The organism is Muribaculum gordoncarteri, assembly GCF_004803695.1.
Lineage (GTDB): Bacteria > Bacteroidota > Bacteroidia > Bacteroidales > Muribaculaceae > Muribaculum > Muribaculum gordoncarteri.
Genome location: NZ_CP039393.1, coordinates 849,058 through 866,405, shown reverse-complemented (window position 1 = coordinate 866,405; position 17,348 = coordinate 849,058). Strand labels below are relative to the sequence as shown.

14 protein-coding genes are annotated in these 17,348 nt (G+C 48.5%); 10 read left to right on the top strand and 4 right to left on the bottom strand.

Annotated elements, in window-relative coordinates; genetic code table 11:
• On the top strand, positions 1-540 hold the full coding sequence (locus E7746_RS03780) for a beta-class carbonic anhydrase (protein WP_136409882.1): 540 nt from the start codon (positions 1-3) through the stop codon (positions 538-540).
• A 67-nt stretch (positions 541-607) separates the two neighbouring features.
• Here E7746_RS03780 and E7746_RS03775 read toward each other — a convergent pair whose 3' ends face one another.
• Positions 608-1,516: a DMT family transporter gene (locus E7746_RS03775; protein ID WP_123395975.1), complete on the bottom strand. Its 909-nt coding sequence runs from the start codon at positions 1,514-1,516 to the stop codon at positions 608-610.
• Positions 1,513-2,886: an aminopeptidase P family protein gene (locus E7746_RS03770; protein ID WP_136411289.1), complete on the bottom strand. Its 1,374-nt coding sequence runs from the start codon at positions 2,884-2,886 to the stop codon at positions 1,513-1,515. The genes E7746_RS03775 and E7746_RS03770 overlap by 4 nt, the downstream gene beginning before the upstream one ends.
• 233 nt (positions 2,887-3,119) lie before the next feature.
• On the opposite strand from E7746_RS03770, the gene pyrB reads away from it, so the two are divergent.
• From pyrB to glyA, 4 genes are read left to right on the top strand one after another with little or no spacing between them, the layout of a single operon-like run.
• The gene (pyrB, locus tag E7746_RS03765; protein ID WP_123395976.1) at positions 3,120-4,061 is read left to right on the top strand and encodes an aspartate carbamoyltransferase; all 942 of its coding nucleotides are present in this window, start codon (positions 3,120-3,122) and stop codon (positions 4,059-4,061) included.
• Positions 4,048-4,509: an aspartate carbamoyltransferase regulatory subunit gene (pyrI, locus tag E7746_RS03760; protein ID WP_136409881.1), complete on the top strand. Its 462-nt coding sequence runs from the start codon at positions 4,048-4,050 to the stop codon at positions 4,507-4,509. The genes pyrB and pyrI overlap by 14 nt, the downstream gene beginning before the upstream one ends.
• 17 nt (positions 4,510-4,526) lie before the next feature.
• The gene (locus E7746_RS03755; RefSeq protein WP_136409880.1) at positions 4,527-5,093 is read left to right on the top strand and encodes a flavin reductase family protein; all 567 of its coding nucleotides are present in this window, start codon (positions 4,527-4,529) and stop codon (positions 5,091-5,093) included.
• A gap of 35 nt (positions 5,094-5,128) precedes the next feature.
• The gene (gene glyA, locus E7746_RS03750) at positions 5,129-6,409 is read left to right on the top strand and encodes a serine hydroxymethyltransferase (RefSeq protein ID WP_136409879.1); all 1,281 of its coding nucleotides are present in this window, start codon (positions 5,129-5,131) and stop codon (positions 6,407-6,409) included.
• Between the two features lie 741 nt (positions 6,410-7,150).
• Here the strand turns inward: glyA and E7746_RS03740 are convergent.
• Positions 7,151-8,956, bottom strand: coding sequence for an IS1634 family transposase (locus E7746_RS03740; RefSeq protein WP_136409411.1), 1,806 nt, complete (start codon positions 8,954-8,956; stop codon positions 7,151-7,153).
• Positions 8,957-9,513: 557 nt separating this feature from the next.
• Between E7746_RS03740 and E7746_RS03730 the strand changes: the two genes are divergently transcribed.
• From E7746_RS03730 to E7746_RS03710, 5 genes are all read left to right on the top strand, one after another.
• Entirely contained in the window at positions 9,514-10,203 is a 690-nt protein-coding gene (locus E7746_RS03730) for a lysophospholipid acyltransferase family protein (protein WP_238337323.1), read from the top strand.
• A 127-nt stretch (positions 10,204-10,330) separates the two neighbouring features.
• Positions 10,331-10,876, top strand: a complete 546-nt coding sequence (locus E7746_RS03725; protein WP_136409875.1) for an IS1096 element passenger TnpR family protein — start codon at positions 10,331-10,333, stop codon at positions 10,874-10,876.
• A gap of 129 nt (positions 10,877-11,005) precedes the next feature.
• On the top strand, positions 11,006-12,970 hold the full coding sequence (locus E7746_RS03720) for a KUP/HAK/KT family potassium transporter (RefSeq protein WP_136409874.1): 1,965 nt from the start codon (positions 11,006-11,008) through the stop codon (positions 12,968-12,970).
• A gap of 113 nt (positions 12,971-13,083) precedes the next feature.
• Positions 13,084-14,112, top strand: coding sequence for a porin (locus E7746_RS03715; RefSeq protein WP_136409873.1), 1,029 nt, complete (start codon positions 13,084-13,086; stop codon positions 14,110-14,112).
• A 14-nt stretch (positions 14,113-14,126) separates the two neighbouring features.
• Positions 14,127-15,326: a nucleoside recognition domain-containing protein gene (locus E7746_RS03710; RefSeq protein ID WP_238337322.1), complete on the top strand. Its 1,200-nt coding sequence runs from the start codon at positions 14,127-14,129 to the stop codon at positions 15,324-15,326.
• A 163-nt stretch (positions 15,327-15,489) separates the two neighbouring features.
• On the opposite strand, the gene E7746_RS03705 is transcribed toward E7746_RS03710, so the two are convergent.
• The gene (locus tag E7746_RS03705; RefSeq protein ID WP_107681949.1) at positions 15,490-17,295 is read right to left on the bottom strand and encodes an IS1634 family transposase; all 1,806 of its coding nucleotides are present in this window, start codon (positions 17,293-17,295) and stop codon (positions 15,490-15,492) included.
• Between the last annotated feature and the right edge of the window lie 53 nt (positions 17,296-17,348).

The following is a 17,348-nucleotide window of genomic DNA, read 5'->3' as shown; positions in this document are numbered from 1 at the left end:
ATGATTGAAGAGATGTTGCGATTCAATCGCAGATTTGTAGAAACAAAGGAGTATGAGAAGTACAAGACTTCAAAATACCCCGACAAGAAAATCGCAATCGTCACCTGCATGGACACCCGGCTCGTAGAACTTCTGCCGGCAGCCCTCGGAATTAAAAACGGTGATGTGAAGATGATCAAGAACGCAGGAGGCACAATCACGAATCCTTTTGACTCGACAGTACGCAGCCTGTTGGTTGCCATCTATGAGCTTGGCGTGACCGAAGTGATGATAATAGGACACACCGGATGCGGAGTACAGGGAATGGATGCCAACGAAATGCTCAACCTGATGCGCAGCCGAGGCATATCGGACGAACACATAAACCTGATGATGCACTGCGGCATCGACCTGAAGAGCTGGCTGCATGGATTTGAAGACACTCATGCGGCTGTAGAGGAAACGGTCGACCTCGTGCGCAACCACCCGCTCATACCAACCGATGTAACGGTCAAAGGCTACATAATGGATTCGCTGACGGGAGAACTTTCAGCACTATGACAAAAAAAGACAAGGGTGCACGTTACATGCACCCTTGTCTTTTTTATTGTCCTAATATTTTATCATGTCACGACAATTGTCGCTTGGGCTTGCCCGACGGCACGGCAAAGTATTGGTTATATACAATACCGGCGACAATCAGGAACAGGCCGATATAGGTCGTCAACATTATGGGCTCTCCAAGAATCACCGCGATGAAGAAGAGTGACATAAACGGAGATAAGTAGCACATTTGATTAATCAATGCCGGATTGCTCGTAATGCGTATGGCCATTCCGAAGCAGATGAACGGTATGCCTATCTCAAACCCGCCGATATACATTCCGGCCAGGATTCCCGACCAAGAGCTTATATCCACCGGCATGAAGCATGCGGCGATGCACATGTAGACTGTTCCGAACAGAAAACTCAGGAAAAGGCTGACACACTCGTCGACGCTGTCCTTCAACCGGTTGTTGAACATCCAGTAGGTAGCCCAAAGCAATGCACTGAAGGCTGCTAAGCCAAGACCCACAGGCGACAGATCGCCGGTTATTCCTTTGCCGCCAAGCGAGATGAAAGCCACTCCGCCAAGCGACATAACCATGCCTATGTACTTCCGTCCCGGAATGGGCTGCTTGTCAAATATGGCAAGAAGCACAAGCAGCACTATGGGCCACATATAATTAATGGGCTGAGCCACCTGAGCCGGCAGGAACGAATAGGACTTGAAAAGCACAAGATAGTAGCACACCGGATTCAGCAATCCGAGGAGTGCGAATGTGCCCCACAATTTCGGTGACACCTTGCGCAACTGTCCCCATTTCCGCTCAACCGTCATCCACACGGTGAAAATCATGAATGCGGTTATGCACGCCACCAATAGCATTTCAAAATAGGTGAGCTGACTCAGAGCTATCTTGAATGCCGTAGCCACAGTCGACCAACTCAACACCGCTACCGATGCGAGTACTATTGACTTAGTATTGGAATTCATCGCAAAGCTTCAACTTCCTCGGTGGTCAACGGAATCTTCTTGCCAAGACGACGGGCTCCGTCTTCGGTTATCAAATAATCCTCCTCATTTCTGATGCCGGTGAAGTCCTTGTAGGTTTCAAGTTTGTCGTAATTGATGAACTCCTCAAAACGCTTCTCAGCCTTCCAGTAGTCAATCAGTTCGGGAATGAAGTAGACACCCGGTTCGATGGTGAGCACAAAGCCCGGTTCAAGAGGACGGGCGAGGCGCAACGACTTGCGGCCAAACTGGGTGCTCTTGGGCTGACCGTCGTAGCCTACCCACACTTCACCGAGATTCTCCATGTCATGCACATCAAGTCCCATCATGTGACCAAGACCGCAAGGGAAGAACATCGCGTGAGCTCCTGCGGCTACAGCCTCGGCAGGATCACCCTTCATGATTCCGAGATCCTTCAGTCCCTGACAGATTACACGTGCCGACAGTTCATATACATCCTTGAACGGCACTCCGGGCTTAAGCGCATCGACGGCTGCCAAATGCGAAGCCACCTGTATGTCGTAAATCTCTTTCTGACGATTAGTGAAGTACTTGTCGGCACATATAGTCGACGACATGTCGCCGGCATATCCCATCTCGGTTTCCGCACCGGCGTCTACAAGCAGCATGTCGCCGGGCTTTACGATATTACCGTGATAGTGGTTGTGCAGGGTTTGCCCGCACACGGTTGCTATAGTCGGGAACGACAATCCGCAGCCGTTGGCCTTAGCCACAGCCTCAAGGGCAGCCACCACTTCATACTCTCTCATTCCGGGACGCAACACGCGGGTTGCCTCGATGTGCATATCGGCCGTAACGTTACATGCACGCTCTATCTCCGCAATCTCCTCGGGGGTCTTGTGGTTGCGCATGTCGACAATAGCACGTATCATGGGAATCGAAGGCTGCTCGGCACCGGGCTTTATATCGAGGAATTCCCACAACTTAAGCTTGTGTTCGGGGCGATAAGTGGGAAGATAATGTATAGTTCGTCCGCTCTTGACAGCTTTGTCGAGATAATCACGCAGATTGCGCGAAGGCAGAGTTTCGCCTACGCCTATGCGCAGAGCCTTCTCGTGAATCGTGGGTTGAGTACCCATCCACACGATGTGGTCGATGGTAAGCTCGTCGCCGAATATGATTTCACGGTCTTCATCTATATCTATGATTGCATTAAGACCGGCATACGGGAGGCCGAAATAGTACAAGAATGAAGAATCCTGGCGATAAGGATAGGTGTTATCCTCATAGTTTGCGCCACAATCATCATTACCTAAGAACAATAGCAGTCCGCTGCCGACTCTCTTTTTAAGTTCGGCACGACGGTTTACATAAGTTTCCTTTGAGAACATAGCCATTAAATTTAATCTTGTCAAAATTAATATTTTCTTGTGAAATATACATTAAAATAATTTGAATATTTACATCAACCTCCGCAATAGCCGCATTTAGAGCCGGTACGACAATAAATGTTAACGGCTCTTATTCATCATTCACAATTCATTTTCATCAATGCAAAAATTATTTGCTTATAAAAGTGGGATGTAGTAAATTTGCAATCAGAATAATTCACATCACCATTACGATGAACAGCAACAGCCTTGTATCAATCTCCGACATCAGTAAGGACGAGATTTTAAGCTTGCTTGGACAGGCACAGTACTTCGAGGAACATCCCAATCACAAGATTCTTGAGGGCCGTGTTGTAGCGACGCTATTCTTTGAACCGTCAACCCGCACCCGACTTAGTTTTGAAACGGCTGTAAACCGCCTTGGAGGCCGCGTAATCGGCTTCTCCGACGCCAACACCACAAGCTCCTCCAAGGGAGAAACCCTTAAGGACACAATCAAGATGGTCAGCAACTATGTCGACTTGATTATAATGCGTCACTACCTTGAAGGAGCCGCACGTTACGCCACCGAGGTAACCGACACACCTATAATAAATGCAGGTGACGGAGCCAATCAGCACCCATCGCAGACAATGCTCGACCTCTACTCGATATACAAGACACAAGGCACGCTTGAAAATCTGACAATCACCATGGTGGGTGACCTTAAGTATGGCCGCACGGTACATTCACTGCTCATGGCCATGCAATACTTCAACCCCACATTCAACTTCATTGCCTGCAACGAGTTGCGCATGCCTCGCGAATATACCAAATTCTGCGACGAGCACGGAATAAAATACAATGAGTACACCGACTTCTCACCCGAAGTGATCAACAGCAGCGACATCCTCTACATGACCCGCGTGCAGCGTGAACGCTTCACCGACATAATGGAATACGAGAAAGTCAAGAATCTCTACAACCTGAATGCCGCAATGCTCGAGAACTCCCGCGACAATCTCAGAGTGCTGCATCCGCTGCCCCGCGTCAACGAAATCGACCAGGATGTCGACGACAGCCCGAAAGCCTACTATTTCCAACAGGCACAAAACGGGCTCTACGCCCGTCAGGCCATTATATGCCGTGCATTAGGTATTGACATTTTAAAGGAGAAGAATCATGACAACATGTAAGAAAGAACTTGCCGTAGCCGCATTGCGCAACGGCACCGTCATCGACCGAATCCCGTCATCGGCCTTGTTCCAGGCCGTAAAGATACTCGGAATCGAGAAGCTCGACAAGCACGTGACCATCGGCAACAACCTCGACAGCAAGAAGCTCGGCACAAAGGGTATCATAAAGGTGGCCGACACCATATTCCCCGAAGATGTACTTAACCGCATAGCGCTCATCGCTCCCACGGCCAAGATAAACATCATCCGCGACTTTGAAGTCGTCGAGAAATATCACGTGACATTGCCTCAAACCATAATCGGAATCGTGAAGTGTGACAATCCCAAGTGCATCACCAACAACGAGCCGATGAAGACAAAATTTGAGCTTATCGACCCCGAGAATCGCGTGATACGCTGTCACTACTGCGGCCACACGGTAAGTGCAAAGGATGCCCAAATAAAATAAACAACTCCCATCCCACTATGAAACAAAGCTGGAAACCGGGAACAATGATATATCCCCTCCCCGCAGTGCTTGTTAGCTGCGGAAACACTCCCGAACGCTACAATATGGCGACAGTGGCATGGACAGGAACAATCTGCACCGACCCGGCTATGTGTTACATTTCGCTGCGTCCGTCGCGCCACAGCTACGACATAATCAGCGAGGAGATGGAGTTTACAATCAACCTCACCACCCTCGACATGGCACGTGCCACCGATTGGGCCGGCGTAAAGTCGGGTCGCGACTACGACAAGTGGAAGGAAACAGGACTGACACCGGTGAAAGGCGTAAAGGTAGGATGTCCATACATCGAGCAGTCGCCGCTGAGCATCGAGTGCAAGGTCAAGGAGATAATACACCTCGGCAGCCATGACATGTTCATAGCCGAAGTGCTGAACGTATTGGCCGACGAAAGCCTCATCAATCCCGAAAGCGGAGCATTCGAGCTGTCACGCGCCGGACTGATGGCCTACAGCCACGGAGGCTACTACGAACTCGGAAAGTGCATAGGACATTTCGGATGGTCGGTCAAGAAAAAGAAGTAACTGGATTAAATATACACAATAAACAATTAGACTGAATGGAAAGAGACACTCGTATTTTCGACATCATTGAGCGTGAACATCAGCGTCAGAAACATGGCATTGAACTTATCGCATCCGAAAACTTCGTGAGCGACCAGGTAATGCAAGCAATGGGCTCATGCCTCACCAACAAATATGCCGAAGGGTATCCCGGACACCGTTACTACGGCGGTTGCCAGGTTGTAGATGAAGCCGAACAGCTTGCCATCGACCGAGTTAAGGAAATTTTCGGCGCCGCTTACGCCAACGTACAGCCTCACTCGGGAGCACAAGCCAACATGGCCGTATTCATGGCCTGCCTGAAACCCGGCGACAAGTTCCTGGGACTCAATCTTTCCCACGGCGGACACCTGTCACACGGAAGCCCTGTCAACTTCTCGGGATTGATGTTTGAAGCCTTGGAGTACAACGTAAAGGAGGATACAGGTCTTGTCGACTATGACCAGATGGAGGAAGTGGCCCGTCGTGAGCGTCCGAAGCTCATAATAGGCGGTGCAAGCGCCTACTCTCGCGAATGGGATTACGCACGCATGCGTCGTCTTGCCGATGAAATCGGTGCGATACTGATGATCGACATGGCTCATCCCGCCGGACTCATCGCAGCCGGACTGCTCGACAACCCGGTAAAATATGCCCACATCGTCACCTCAACCACCCACAAGACACTTCGCGGCCCGCGCGGCGGTATCATACTGCTCGGAGAGGACTTCGACAATCCCTGGGGCAAGACCAACAACAAGGGCGAGGTGCGCAAGATGTCGGCACTGCTCGACTCAGCCGTATTCCCCGGCGTACAGGGCGGCCCGCTGGAACACGTAATCGCAGCAAAAGCCGTGGCATTCGCCGAAGCTCTTCAACCCGCTTACAAGGATTACCAGACCCAGGTCAAGAAGAATGCAACCGTAATGGCTCAGGCACTTGTCGACAAGGGCTACAAAATCATATCGGGAGGAACCGACAACCACTGCATGCTCGTCGACCTCCGCACCAAGTTCCCCAACCTCACCGGAAAAGTTGCCGAGAAGGTGCTTGTTGAAGCCGACATCACAGCCAACAAGAACATGGTGCCCTTCGACTCACGCAGCCCGTTCCAGACATCGGGTATACGCCTCGGTACTCCGGCCATCACAACCCGTGGTGCCAAAGAGGAACTTATGGGCGAAATCGTAGAAATGATCGACACCGTTCTCTCCAACCATGACGACCCGAAAGTAATAGCCGCAGTACGCGAAAAGGTAAACACCACAATGGAGTCCTACCCCATGTTTGCCTACTAAATCGACGACAATAAATCAACTCATATTGACGGTCGGAGCAACTGCTCCGGCCGTCGTTGTTTTTAGAGCCGGTTCGACAATAAATATTAACGGCAGGGTCGCATAGTGCGGAGCGATTTTTGGTCTGCGAGGAAGGAGTGTACTGGATGTACACGACTGACAAACAGACGGAAAAGCGCCCGCAATATGCGAGGCGATGGTAATTTCGGTTCAACCAAAAGGGGAAAAGGTCTGATTTGTGTTATATCTCAGTAACATTAATCATTGACTCCATGAAAATAAAGTTTAAGCATTGCCAGCGGAAGCGCATCCGTAAGTTTTTGTCAGGCTTCCTTGGAAAGGAACGGACAGACCTCTATAAGATATTCACAGCTATTGTATATCTGGTTTACACCGGATGTCAGTGGAAGATGCTGCCCCAATATTTGATGGGACGAAAGTTACCTTCGCCTCGGCCACTCGTTGGCGCTTTTCTTCATCTCTTTCGGTCACGATGGAGCCCCATCGCTCCCTCAAGAGCTAAAGAAAATCACTCAACAATTGACCGCCCTGCCGTTAACATTTATTGTCGTACCGGCTCTTATATTCAAAAAATACATATTATGTTTTGCAATTTAGCATCACGCTTGTTATATTTCCCATCTTTTACAGTCCAAAAACGAGCAAACCCTTTTGTACATTGGCGTGAAGCCATGTGCAAAAGGGTCTATATATGTAGCACTGGAATGGGGTTATCTATATTTAACCTTTTTTAATATTAGCAATAATCTGTTTGATTTTCTGACGAGTAACAATCTCGGTGTCGAGTCTGAAGCCGGCTTTGGCATGTAGGTCATCGGTAAGATCATCCCGTGTGAAGTTAGGCTTGTAGCCTTCTCCCTTGACTATGTTCATAGTCATTGACCGTAGTTTCTCAATTATAGCGGAGGATGTGTATTTATAGTTCAGTTCCTTTTCCATTATTCTGAAGAGCAGTAGTGTGATAAAGCAGACAATGAAGTGGGCCCTTATGTGTTCCGCCGTCCAGACGAAGACGGGTCGACCCTTGAAGTCAGTCTTGATGACCCTGAAGGCATCCTCCGACTCCCAGCGGTTATGGTTCAGTTCGATGATTTTCGTCACATTGTCAGACAGATCCGTACATATCGCATAGAAGCCGTCATATTTTTCTTCTTCTGATATGGCGTCAAGATTCAGGGAGACGGTTCTGAATACCGCAACCTCGCCGTCTTCTGTGGCGTAGGTCTCGGAAAGGAACCTGTCAGGGCTCTTATAAGATTTGGTCAATGTCCTGTTTCCACGTGCATTGCTGTCAGCCTTGTCAATCTCGCGTTGACGCAGGAATCGGAGGTAGTCGCGGTATTTGTATGAAAATGTCACAATCAATCTTTGAGAGAACTTTGTCTTTTCATTGACAATCCAACGCTCGCGATAAAAAGTGCGGTCTCCGTAATAACGGGCAGTATCGGCATCAGTCAGGTCAAACTCCAGTTCATCCTCGTCTGCATCCCGGTACCGCTTGTCTTTTTGTACCGTGTCGGACTTTACAAGTTTCCATCCTGTCGGTTCCAGACACCAGTCCCTGAGATTATCCTCCAGTTTCTTTATTGACTGCACCGTTATGAATGATCTTTCTGCTGTGGAGTTATATGACCGGTTGCCTTCAGAAGAGAGACCTCCGTCTGTACAGACTACAATCTTGCTGACCCCCATCTTCTCAACTATAATCTTTTCAGTTGGAATCAAGGTAGTCTGTTCGTTGGCATTGCCGGGATTGATGCACATCGCAACCGGCATGCCGGAGTTGTCGATGAACATACCCATCTGTACGATGGGGTTCGGTCGATGTTCCTTGGAGACTCCGTACTTGCGTATACGTTCATGAACGTTCCCTTTTTTGTCTGTCACATAGTCCGGATCGGCAGATTCTCTCTCGAAAAAATAGTTGGTGCAGTCATAGTACATGACGGTCGTATCCCGTTCGACAACCTTTGACGAATTAAGGAAAAGTCTCTTCTGGATGTATTCACCGTGTCTGTCCAGGATATCCAGACTCCTGTAGATATGCTGTTTTTCTATATCAAAAGGCTCGATATAGCTTCCGCTCCTGCGATAATTACCTAGTTTTGAAGCCGGTCTCAAAAGCCGTTCGTAGACCATCAGCTCCAGAACTTTGTTGAAATCGAAGTCGAACTTATGTTTACGTGAGATTGCCTCGCATATCCTGTCCATCCCGACCTTATGGTACAGCCGTTTAAGAAACAGATATCCGCTCTCGCAACTCTGAGCCTCGCCTTTTTCAATAAGCTTTGTGGGCGACAGACGTGATATTATCACCTGCCGGCCCTCCTTCTCCTGTGCCGTAAGCCTGGCGATATATCCCCTGGCCCATTCAACAGGATCTCTGTCTCCGCATCTCTGACGAACTTCCTCAAGCGTTCCAAGGCGCTCATGGATTCTTGAGGTACTTTTGCCGTTCTTGTCCCTGTATGCCTTCTGTACATAAAGGATGGAAGTCTTTTTTGTCTTGGTTATTTTCAGCTTCATATTATGCCGCCCTGCCGTTGATTGCTACACGGTGCTACAAAGATAGTAATAAAATTTGACACGTGCAAGCGTGCCAGCAAAAAAGATTCATGAAAATGCAACTGTCAAACTACCGTGTTATATCTCAGTAACATTAATCATTGACTCCATGAAAATAAAGTTTAAGCATTGCCAGCGGAAGCGCATCCGTAAGTTTTTGTCAGGCTTCCTTGGAAAGGAACGGACAGACCTCTATAAGATATTCACAGCTATTGTATATCTGGTTTACACCGGATGTCAGTGGAAGATGCTGCCCCAATATTTGATGGGACGAAAGTTACCTTCGCCTCGGCCACTCGTTGGCGCTTTTCTTCATCTCTTTCGGTCACGATGGAGCCCCATCGCTCCCTCAAGAGCTAAAGAAAATCACTCAACAATTGACCGCCCTGCCGTTAACATTTATTGTCGTACCGGCTCTTATATTCAAAAAATACATATTATGTTTTGCAATTTAGCATCACGCTTGTTATATTTGCATCACGATGTTAATACTGTATAGAATATATCAGATTTTAATCATGGCCCCGGTTCTGCTGACGGCCACGATATTGACGGCGACAATCACCATCATCCTGAGCATGCTGGGCATGGGTCGCTGGGCGGGCTACTTTTTCCCGCATTGGTGGGCGCGCCTTTTCTGTGTCATGTCCATGGTCAAGGTCACTGTCAAAGGACGCGAAAACATCGACCCCCACACATCCTACGTATTCATAGCCAACCACCAGGGAGCCTACGACATATTCTCCATCTACGGATACCTCAACCACAATTTCCGCTGGATGATGAAGAAGTCGCTTGAAAAGATTCCGTTTGTAGGTTATTCATGCAAGGTGTCGGGCCACATCATGGTCGACAACTCGTCGCCGTCGGCCACCAAGGCCACGATGGAGAAAGCCGAAAAGCAGCTGCGCGGAGGGATGTCGCTTGTCGTATTTCCCGAAGGAGCCCGCACATGGGACGGTAAGATGCGGCGTTTCAAGCGCGGAGCGTTTGTCCTTGCGATGGAATTCGGCCTTCCGGTCGTTCCAATCACCATCGACGGATCATTTGAGGTGATGCCTCGCTTTAAGAAAATTCCCAATTGGGGACACATAACCTTGACCATACACAAGCCTATCGAGGCCGTGAACGGAAAACATGACCTGCTTCAGTTACTTGACGGAAGCTACGCCACCATACACGACTCATTGCCCGAGCGACATAAATGAATGTCGCCGACTCTTTTCAGCGGAGTGCTACAAAATTTGTCATAGGAACTGTGTACATTATATGGGAATTTTATTAATTTCGCAAATGATAAAACGTATCGATATAATCGAATATAAATTATAAAATATGATATTCAACTTTAGACTTGTATCAGACGAGGTCGACAATTTCCGCAGGGAAATCAGCATCGACGCCGATGCAACATTCCTCGACCTAAGAAACGCCATCTGCGACTCGGTCGACTATGACAAAAACCAGATGTGTTCATTCTTCATCTGTGACGATAATTGGGAGAAAGGCAAGGAAATCACCCTTGAGGACATGGGCTCGGAATCGGACGAAGACGTCTATCTCATGGATGAAACGATATTGAGCGACTACATCGACGACGGACAGCGCCTAATATTCGTATTCGACTACATGACCGACCGCTGCTTCTTCATTGAAATGAAGAAGAGTGTACCGGGAAAGAACCTTAAGGACCCTGTGTGCATAGCATCGATGGGCACACCTCCCCCACAGACCATGGATCTTGAGGAATTTGAGGCCAAAAACGCTGCTGCAACACAGGTCGACGACCTCGACGAGGATTTCTACGGAAGCGATGAGTTCAATGACGATGAATTTGACGCCGCCGGTTTTGATGAAATGACATTTGACGAAAACATGTAAAAGTCTGCTTTTACATAAACATATATAAACAAGGGGTGATTCCGTAACGCGGAGTCCCCCCTGTTTTATTACACATCATGATGGAGAAGCTCATTCAACAATTTAAATGCTCGATGCGTTTCTTTTGATATGACAACCGGAACTTCATCACACTCGGCCTCTCCCACCGTACGCCGCATCACGGCTATGGTTCTTCTCGTAACCATAGGCATAGTATTCGGCGACATAGGCACATCACCCCTCTATGTGATGAAAACCATCATGCACGTTTATCCCGCCTACGATGCCGATTATATAATAGGTGCAGTGTCATGCGTCATCTGGACACTTACGCTGCAAACGACCCTGAAATACGTAATCATAGCATTGCGGGCCGACAACAAGGGAGAGGGAGGAATACTTGCGCTCTTCTCACTTGTGCGCAAACTACCACACAAATGGCTTTACATAGTGGCCGCCGTCGGGGCAAGCACACTGTTGGCCGACGGTGTCATAACGCCAGCACTCACCGTCACTTCGGCGGTAGAAGGCTTGTGTGACATCTATCCACGCACCCCCGTAGTGCCGATTGTACTCACAATCATAACGCTTATATTTCTGGCTCAACGCTCGGGCACATCGGCCATCGGGCGATGGTTTGGCCCTTTCATGTTGATTTGGTTTCTGATGCTCGGAATTCTCGGCATCATGAACATAGGAGCCGACACCTCCATATTTCATGCGTTCAATCCCTACTACGCGGTCAGGCTCATCGTGCATTATCCAGGATGGATGTTCATTCTCGGAGCCGTGTTTCTATGCACCACAGGAGCCGAAGCACTATACTCCGACCTCGGACATTGCGGAAGCCTAAACATCTCGGTAAGCTGGATATTTGTCAAGATAATGCTCATCCTCAACTATCTCGGACAGGGAGCATGGATCATAGCTCATCAGGGAGCGATTGCGGCCGATGCCAATCCCTTCTACGCCATAATGCCAAAAGGGTTCCTCATAGGGGGAATCATAATGTCGACAGGAGCGGCCATAATTGCCAGCCAGGCACTTATAAGCGGCTCGTTCACATTGATAAGCGAGGCCATAAACCTTGACTTCTGGCCAAGAATGCACATAAAATATCCCGGCACGATAAAGGGGCAGCTATATGTCCCGGCAATAAACATGTTTCTCTTTCTCGGGTGTCTGCTGACCGTCGTCATATTCCGTTCATCGGCGCGCATGGAGGCCGCCTATGGATTGGCCATAACCGTGACAATGCTCACAACCACCGTGCTGCTTGGATTCTATCTGAGGTCACGGGGCGTAGCATCATGGATTACGGCATTGTTCATGTTGGTGTTCATCGCCCTTGAAGGCGCATTCTTCACCGCCAATGTGTTCAAGTTCATGCATGGCGGATGGTTTACCGTGCTGATTGCCGGACTGTTGTGTGCGATCATGCTCGCATGGCACATAGGGCGCCGCGTGAGGTCACGTTTCATCGACTATAAACCATTGGACGGTTATGTCGACATAATAACCGACATACGCAACGACCGTGAGATTGCCAAATATGCGTCCAATGTCGTCTACATCAGCTATTCCCACACTGAAGGCCAGGTGGAGAGCAAGCTGCTCTATTCAATAATAAACAAGCAGCCCAAGCGTGCCGACCACTACTGGATAGTAAGAATCGACCATGTAGACGAACCTGACACGCTGGAATACAGCTCGAAAACAATCGTACGTGACGCACTGTTCCTGATCAACCTGCGCATAGGTTTCAAGGTGCGTCCTCAGGTGAGTGTTTACCTGCGTCAGATCGTCGAAGACCTCGTAGCTGACAACCAGCTCAACCTCACGAGCACCTATCCGTCGATGATGCGTCACTCCATTCCCGGGGATTTCCGTTTTGTCATCATCCAACGTGTGTTTTCGCAATCGAGCAACTGCAAGCCTTCGGAACGGCGCATAATGGCCATTTACGAGCTGCTGCGTCACATCACCATCACGGCCGACAAAGCCCTCGGTCTTGACACGAGCACAGTAACCGTGGAACAGGTTCCGCTGATCATAAACAATCGCCCCAACCGTCGAATAACGCGCATATCGTGATTATCAAGCGTAAATATTATTAACATTTAATTTTTATTTGGTGTTTATTGTATAAAAATCCTATATTTGCACATCAAATCACAAATAAACGTTAACCGGAATTTATTACCACTATGAGAAGAGCGATTTGCACTGCGCTTATAGCGTTGAGCATCCTATGCTCCAAAGCTCAAGCGAACGACAATGAAGAGAGTCTGCTTACTCTCAGGCTCGAAACACGACTTGATTACCAACGCCACTGGCTCGACGGAACGACGGTGAAGGAGAACACCGGCTTTGAAGGTAAATTCATAAATATACGAGCCGACGGCAACATCACCGACAACTTGTCATACTCCTGGCGGCAACGACTCAACAAAGAGCACTCCGACCGCACATTCTTTGACGCGACCGACTGGGTTTACCTCAACTACAACATAGGCCAATGGTCGATTGCCGGAGGTAAACAGGTAGTGGCCATAGGAGGTTGGGAGTATGACCGCGCACCCATCGATCTTTACGGATGCTCGGTGTTCTGGAACAACATCCCCTGCTATGAAATAGGAGCATCGGCCGGATACAGCTTTACCGAATCGGACAAATTGACATTCCAATTCTGCGAAAGTCCCTTCTATACCCGCGACAATCGTGACATGTACTCCTACAACCTGCTTTGGAACGGCAATCACGGATGGTTCAACGCCATCTATTCGATAAACATGATCGAATACCTTCCGGGCCGATTCATCAACTACATCGCCCTCGGCAACAAATTCACCGTCGACAAGGTGACGCTCGAGCTCGACCTGATGAATAGAGCGTCACGCCGACAGACATTCCTGCTCAAGGACATATCGATAATGGGCGAAGTGTCATTCCGCCCCACCGAAAAGTGGAATATATTCGGCAAGATGACCTACGATGTCAATCGCTCGGGAAGTGACGCCGACATGTGCGTGCTCCCCGGAACTGAAATGAAAATGATAGGTGGCGGCCTTGAGTTCTCCCCTCTGAAAAATCGCAGTCATGCGCTGAGATTTCACGCCAACCTATTTTACTCATGGGGCAAGAATGCAAACGATGCCGACCTCATGCAGAACAAAACCACAATCTTTGACATAGGCGTAAAATGGAACATGAATCTACTCTCTTTTAAACGGTAAAAGCACTCACAACAATGGAACCAATCAATCAGCAGGATGACAATGTAATCCAACCGGCCCCAGCCACACCGGCCACATCAAAATTCAGCATAACACGCTACATTCCCTCAGGCGTAATATGTCTGGTCGTAATTTTCGCTCTCTTCTATTATATCGGGTCGATAATGGGTGTGCCCAACATGCTTAACACAATCATGCACACAGCCCATGACCTGTTGCTCAACACGGTATTCTACCTTATGGGAATATGCGTTATAACAGGAGCCATCGGACGACTTTTCGTCGAATTCGGCGTTGTTAAACTTCTCGAAAACATGCTCCGCCCCTTGATGCGCCCGCTGTTCAATCTGCCCGGAGTTGCCGCACTCGGCGCAGTAATGACATTCCTCAGCGACAATCCCGCCATCATATCCCTTTCACAGGACAAGCGGTTCAGCAGCTACTTCAAGAAATTCCAATACATCTCGCTCACCAATTTCGGTACAGCCTTCGGCATGGGACTCCTTGTCATCGTGTTTATGGTGGGCCAAGGCTTCTTCCTTGCACCCCTCGTGGGCTTTTTCGGCGCTTTCTGCGGATGTATCGTTTCAACACGGTTGATGCAATATTTCGTAATCAAGAACTATCCCAATTACGCCCATGAAACTGCAGTCGAGGAGCAGCACGAAGTAACCGAGGAGAAGACCGTTGAGTCAAAGTCGCTATTCATCCGCATACTAAACTCACTCCTCGACGGTGGACGCACCGGAGTCGATGTGGGCATAGCCATCATCCCAGGTGTGCTCATAATATCAACACTCGTCATGATACTCACATTCGGGGCATCGTCATCGGGCGAATACACCGGAGCAGCCTATGAAGGCGTCGAGCTGCTGCCCTGGCTGGCTCAGAAGATCAACATAGTGTTTGAAGTTCTCTTCGGATTCAACGATCCGCATCTGGTAGCATTCCCGATAACCGCACTCGGAGCCGTGGGAGCTGCCTTAAGCCTTGTTCCCAACTTCATCTCACAAGGCTGGATCGACGGTAATGCCATCGCCGTATTCACTGCCATAGGTATGTGCTGGAGCGGATACCTGAGCACCCACACAGCCATGCTCGACTCTCTCGGATACCGTGAACTCACCCCCAAAGCAATCCTCGCCCACACAATTGGAGGTCTTATGGCCGCGATGATTGCCCACGGACTCTATGTAATAATCACACTATTTTGAGGAAAGCCATAAGAAAAAGAGAAATTAAGTTGGCAAATCCGATAATAGTCACTAACTTTCCCATCTTTTACAGTCCAAAAACGAGCAAACCCTTTTGTACATTGGCGTGAAGCCATGTGCAAAAGGGTCTATATATGTAGCACTGGAATGGGGTTATCTATATTTAACCTTTTTTAATATTAGCAATAATCTGTTTGATTTTCTGACGAGTAACAATCTCGGTGTCGAGTCTGAAGCCGGCTTTGGCATGTAGGTCATCGGTAAGATCATCCCGTGTGAAGTTAGGCTTGTAGCCTTCTCCCTTGACTATGTTCATAGTCATTGACCGTAGTTTCTCAATTATAGCGGAGGATGTGTATTTATAGTTCAGTTCCTTTTCCATTATTCTGAAGAGCAGTAGTGTGATAAAGCAGACAATGAAGTGGGCCCTTATGTGTTCCGCCGTCCAGACGAAGACGGGTCGACCCTTGAAGTCAGTCTTGATGACCCTGAAGGCATCCTCCGACTCCCAGCGGTTATGGTTCAGTTCGATGATTTTCGTCACATTGTCAGACAGATCCGTACATATCGCATAGAAGCCGTCATATTTTTCTTCTTCTGATATGGCGTCAAGATTCAGGGAGACGGTTCTGAATACCGCAACCTCGCCGTCTTCTGTGGCGTAGGTCTCGGAAAGGAACCTGTCAGGGCTCTTATAAGATTTGGTCAATGTCCTGTTTCCACGTGCATTGCTGTCAGCCTTGTCAATCTCGCGTTGACGCAGGAATCGGAGGTAGTCGCGGTATTTGTATGAAAATGTCACAATCAATCTTTGAGAGAACTTTGTCTTTTCATTGACAATCCAACGCTCGCGATAAAAAGTGCGGTCTCCGTAATAACGGGCAGTATCGGCATCAGTCAGGTCAAACTCCAGTTCATCCTCGTCTGCATCCCGGTACCGCTTGTCTTTTTGTACCGTGTCGGACTTTACAAGTTTCCATCCTGTCGGTTCCAGACACCAGTCCCTGAGATTATCCTCCAGTTTCTTTATTGACTGCACCGTTATGAATGATCTTTCTGCTGTGGAGTTATATGACCGGTTGCCTTCAGAAGAGAGACCTCCGTCTGTACAGACTACAATCTTGCTGACCCCCATCTTCTCAACTATAATCTTTTCAGTTGGAATCAAGGTAGTCTGTTCGTTGGCATTGCCGGGATTGATGCACATCGCAACCGGCATGCCGGAGTTGTCGATGAACATACCCATCTGTACGATGGGGTTCGGTCGATGTTCCTTGGAGACTCCGTACTTGCGTATACGTTCATGAACGTTCCCTTTTTTGTCTGTCACATAGTCCGGATCGGCAGATTCTCTCTCGAAAAAATAGTTGGTGCAGTCATAGTACATGACGGTCGTATCCCGTTCGACAACCTTTGACGAATTAAGGAAAAGTCTCTTCTGGATGTATTCACCGTGTCTGTCCAGGATATCCAGACTCCTGTAGATATGCTGTTTTTCTATATCAAAAGGCTCGATATAGCTTCCGCTCCTGCGATAATTACCTAGTTTTGAAGCCGGTCTCAAAAGCCGTTCGTAGACCATCAGCTCCAGAACTTTGTTGAAATCGAAGTCGAACTTATGTTTACGTGAGATTGCCTCGCATATCCTGTCCATCCCGACCTTATGGTACAGCCGTTTAAGAAACAGATATCCGCTCTCGCAACTCTGAGCCTCGCCTTTTTCAATAAGCTTTGTGGGCGACAGACGTGATATTATCACCTGCCGGCCCTCCTTCTCCTGTGCCGTAAGCCTGGCGATATATTCCCTGGCCCATTCAACAGGATCTCTGTCTCCGCATCTCTGACGAACTTCCTCAAGCGTTCCAAGGCGCTCATGGATTCTTGAGGTACTTTTGCCGTTCTTGTCCCTGTATGCCTTCTGTACATAAAGGATGGAAGTCTTTTTTGTCTTGGTTATTTTCAGCTTCATATTATGCCGCCCTGCCGTTGATTGCTACACAGTGCTACAAAGATAGTAATAAA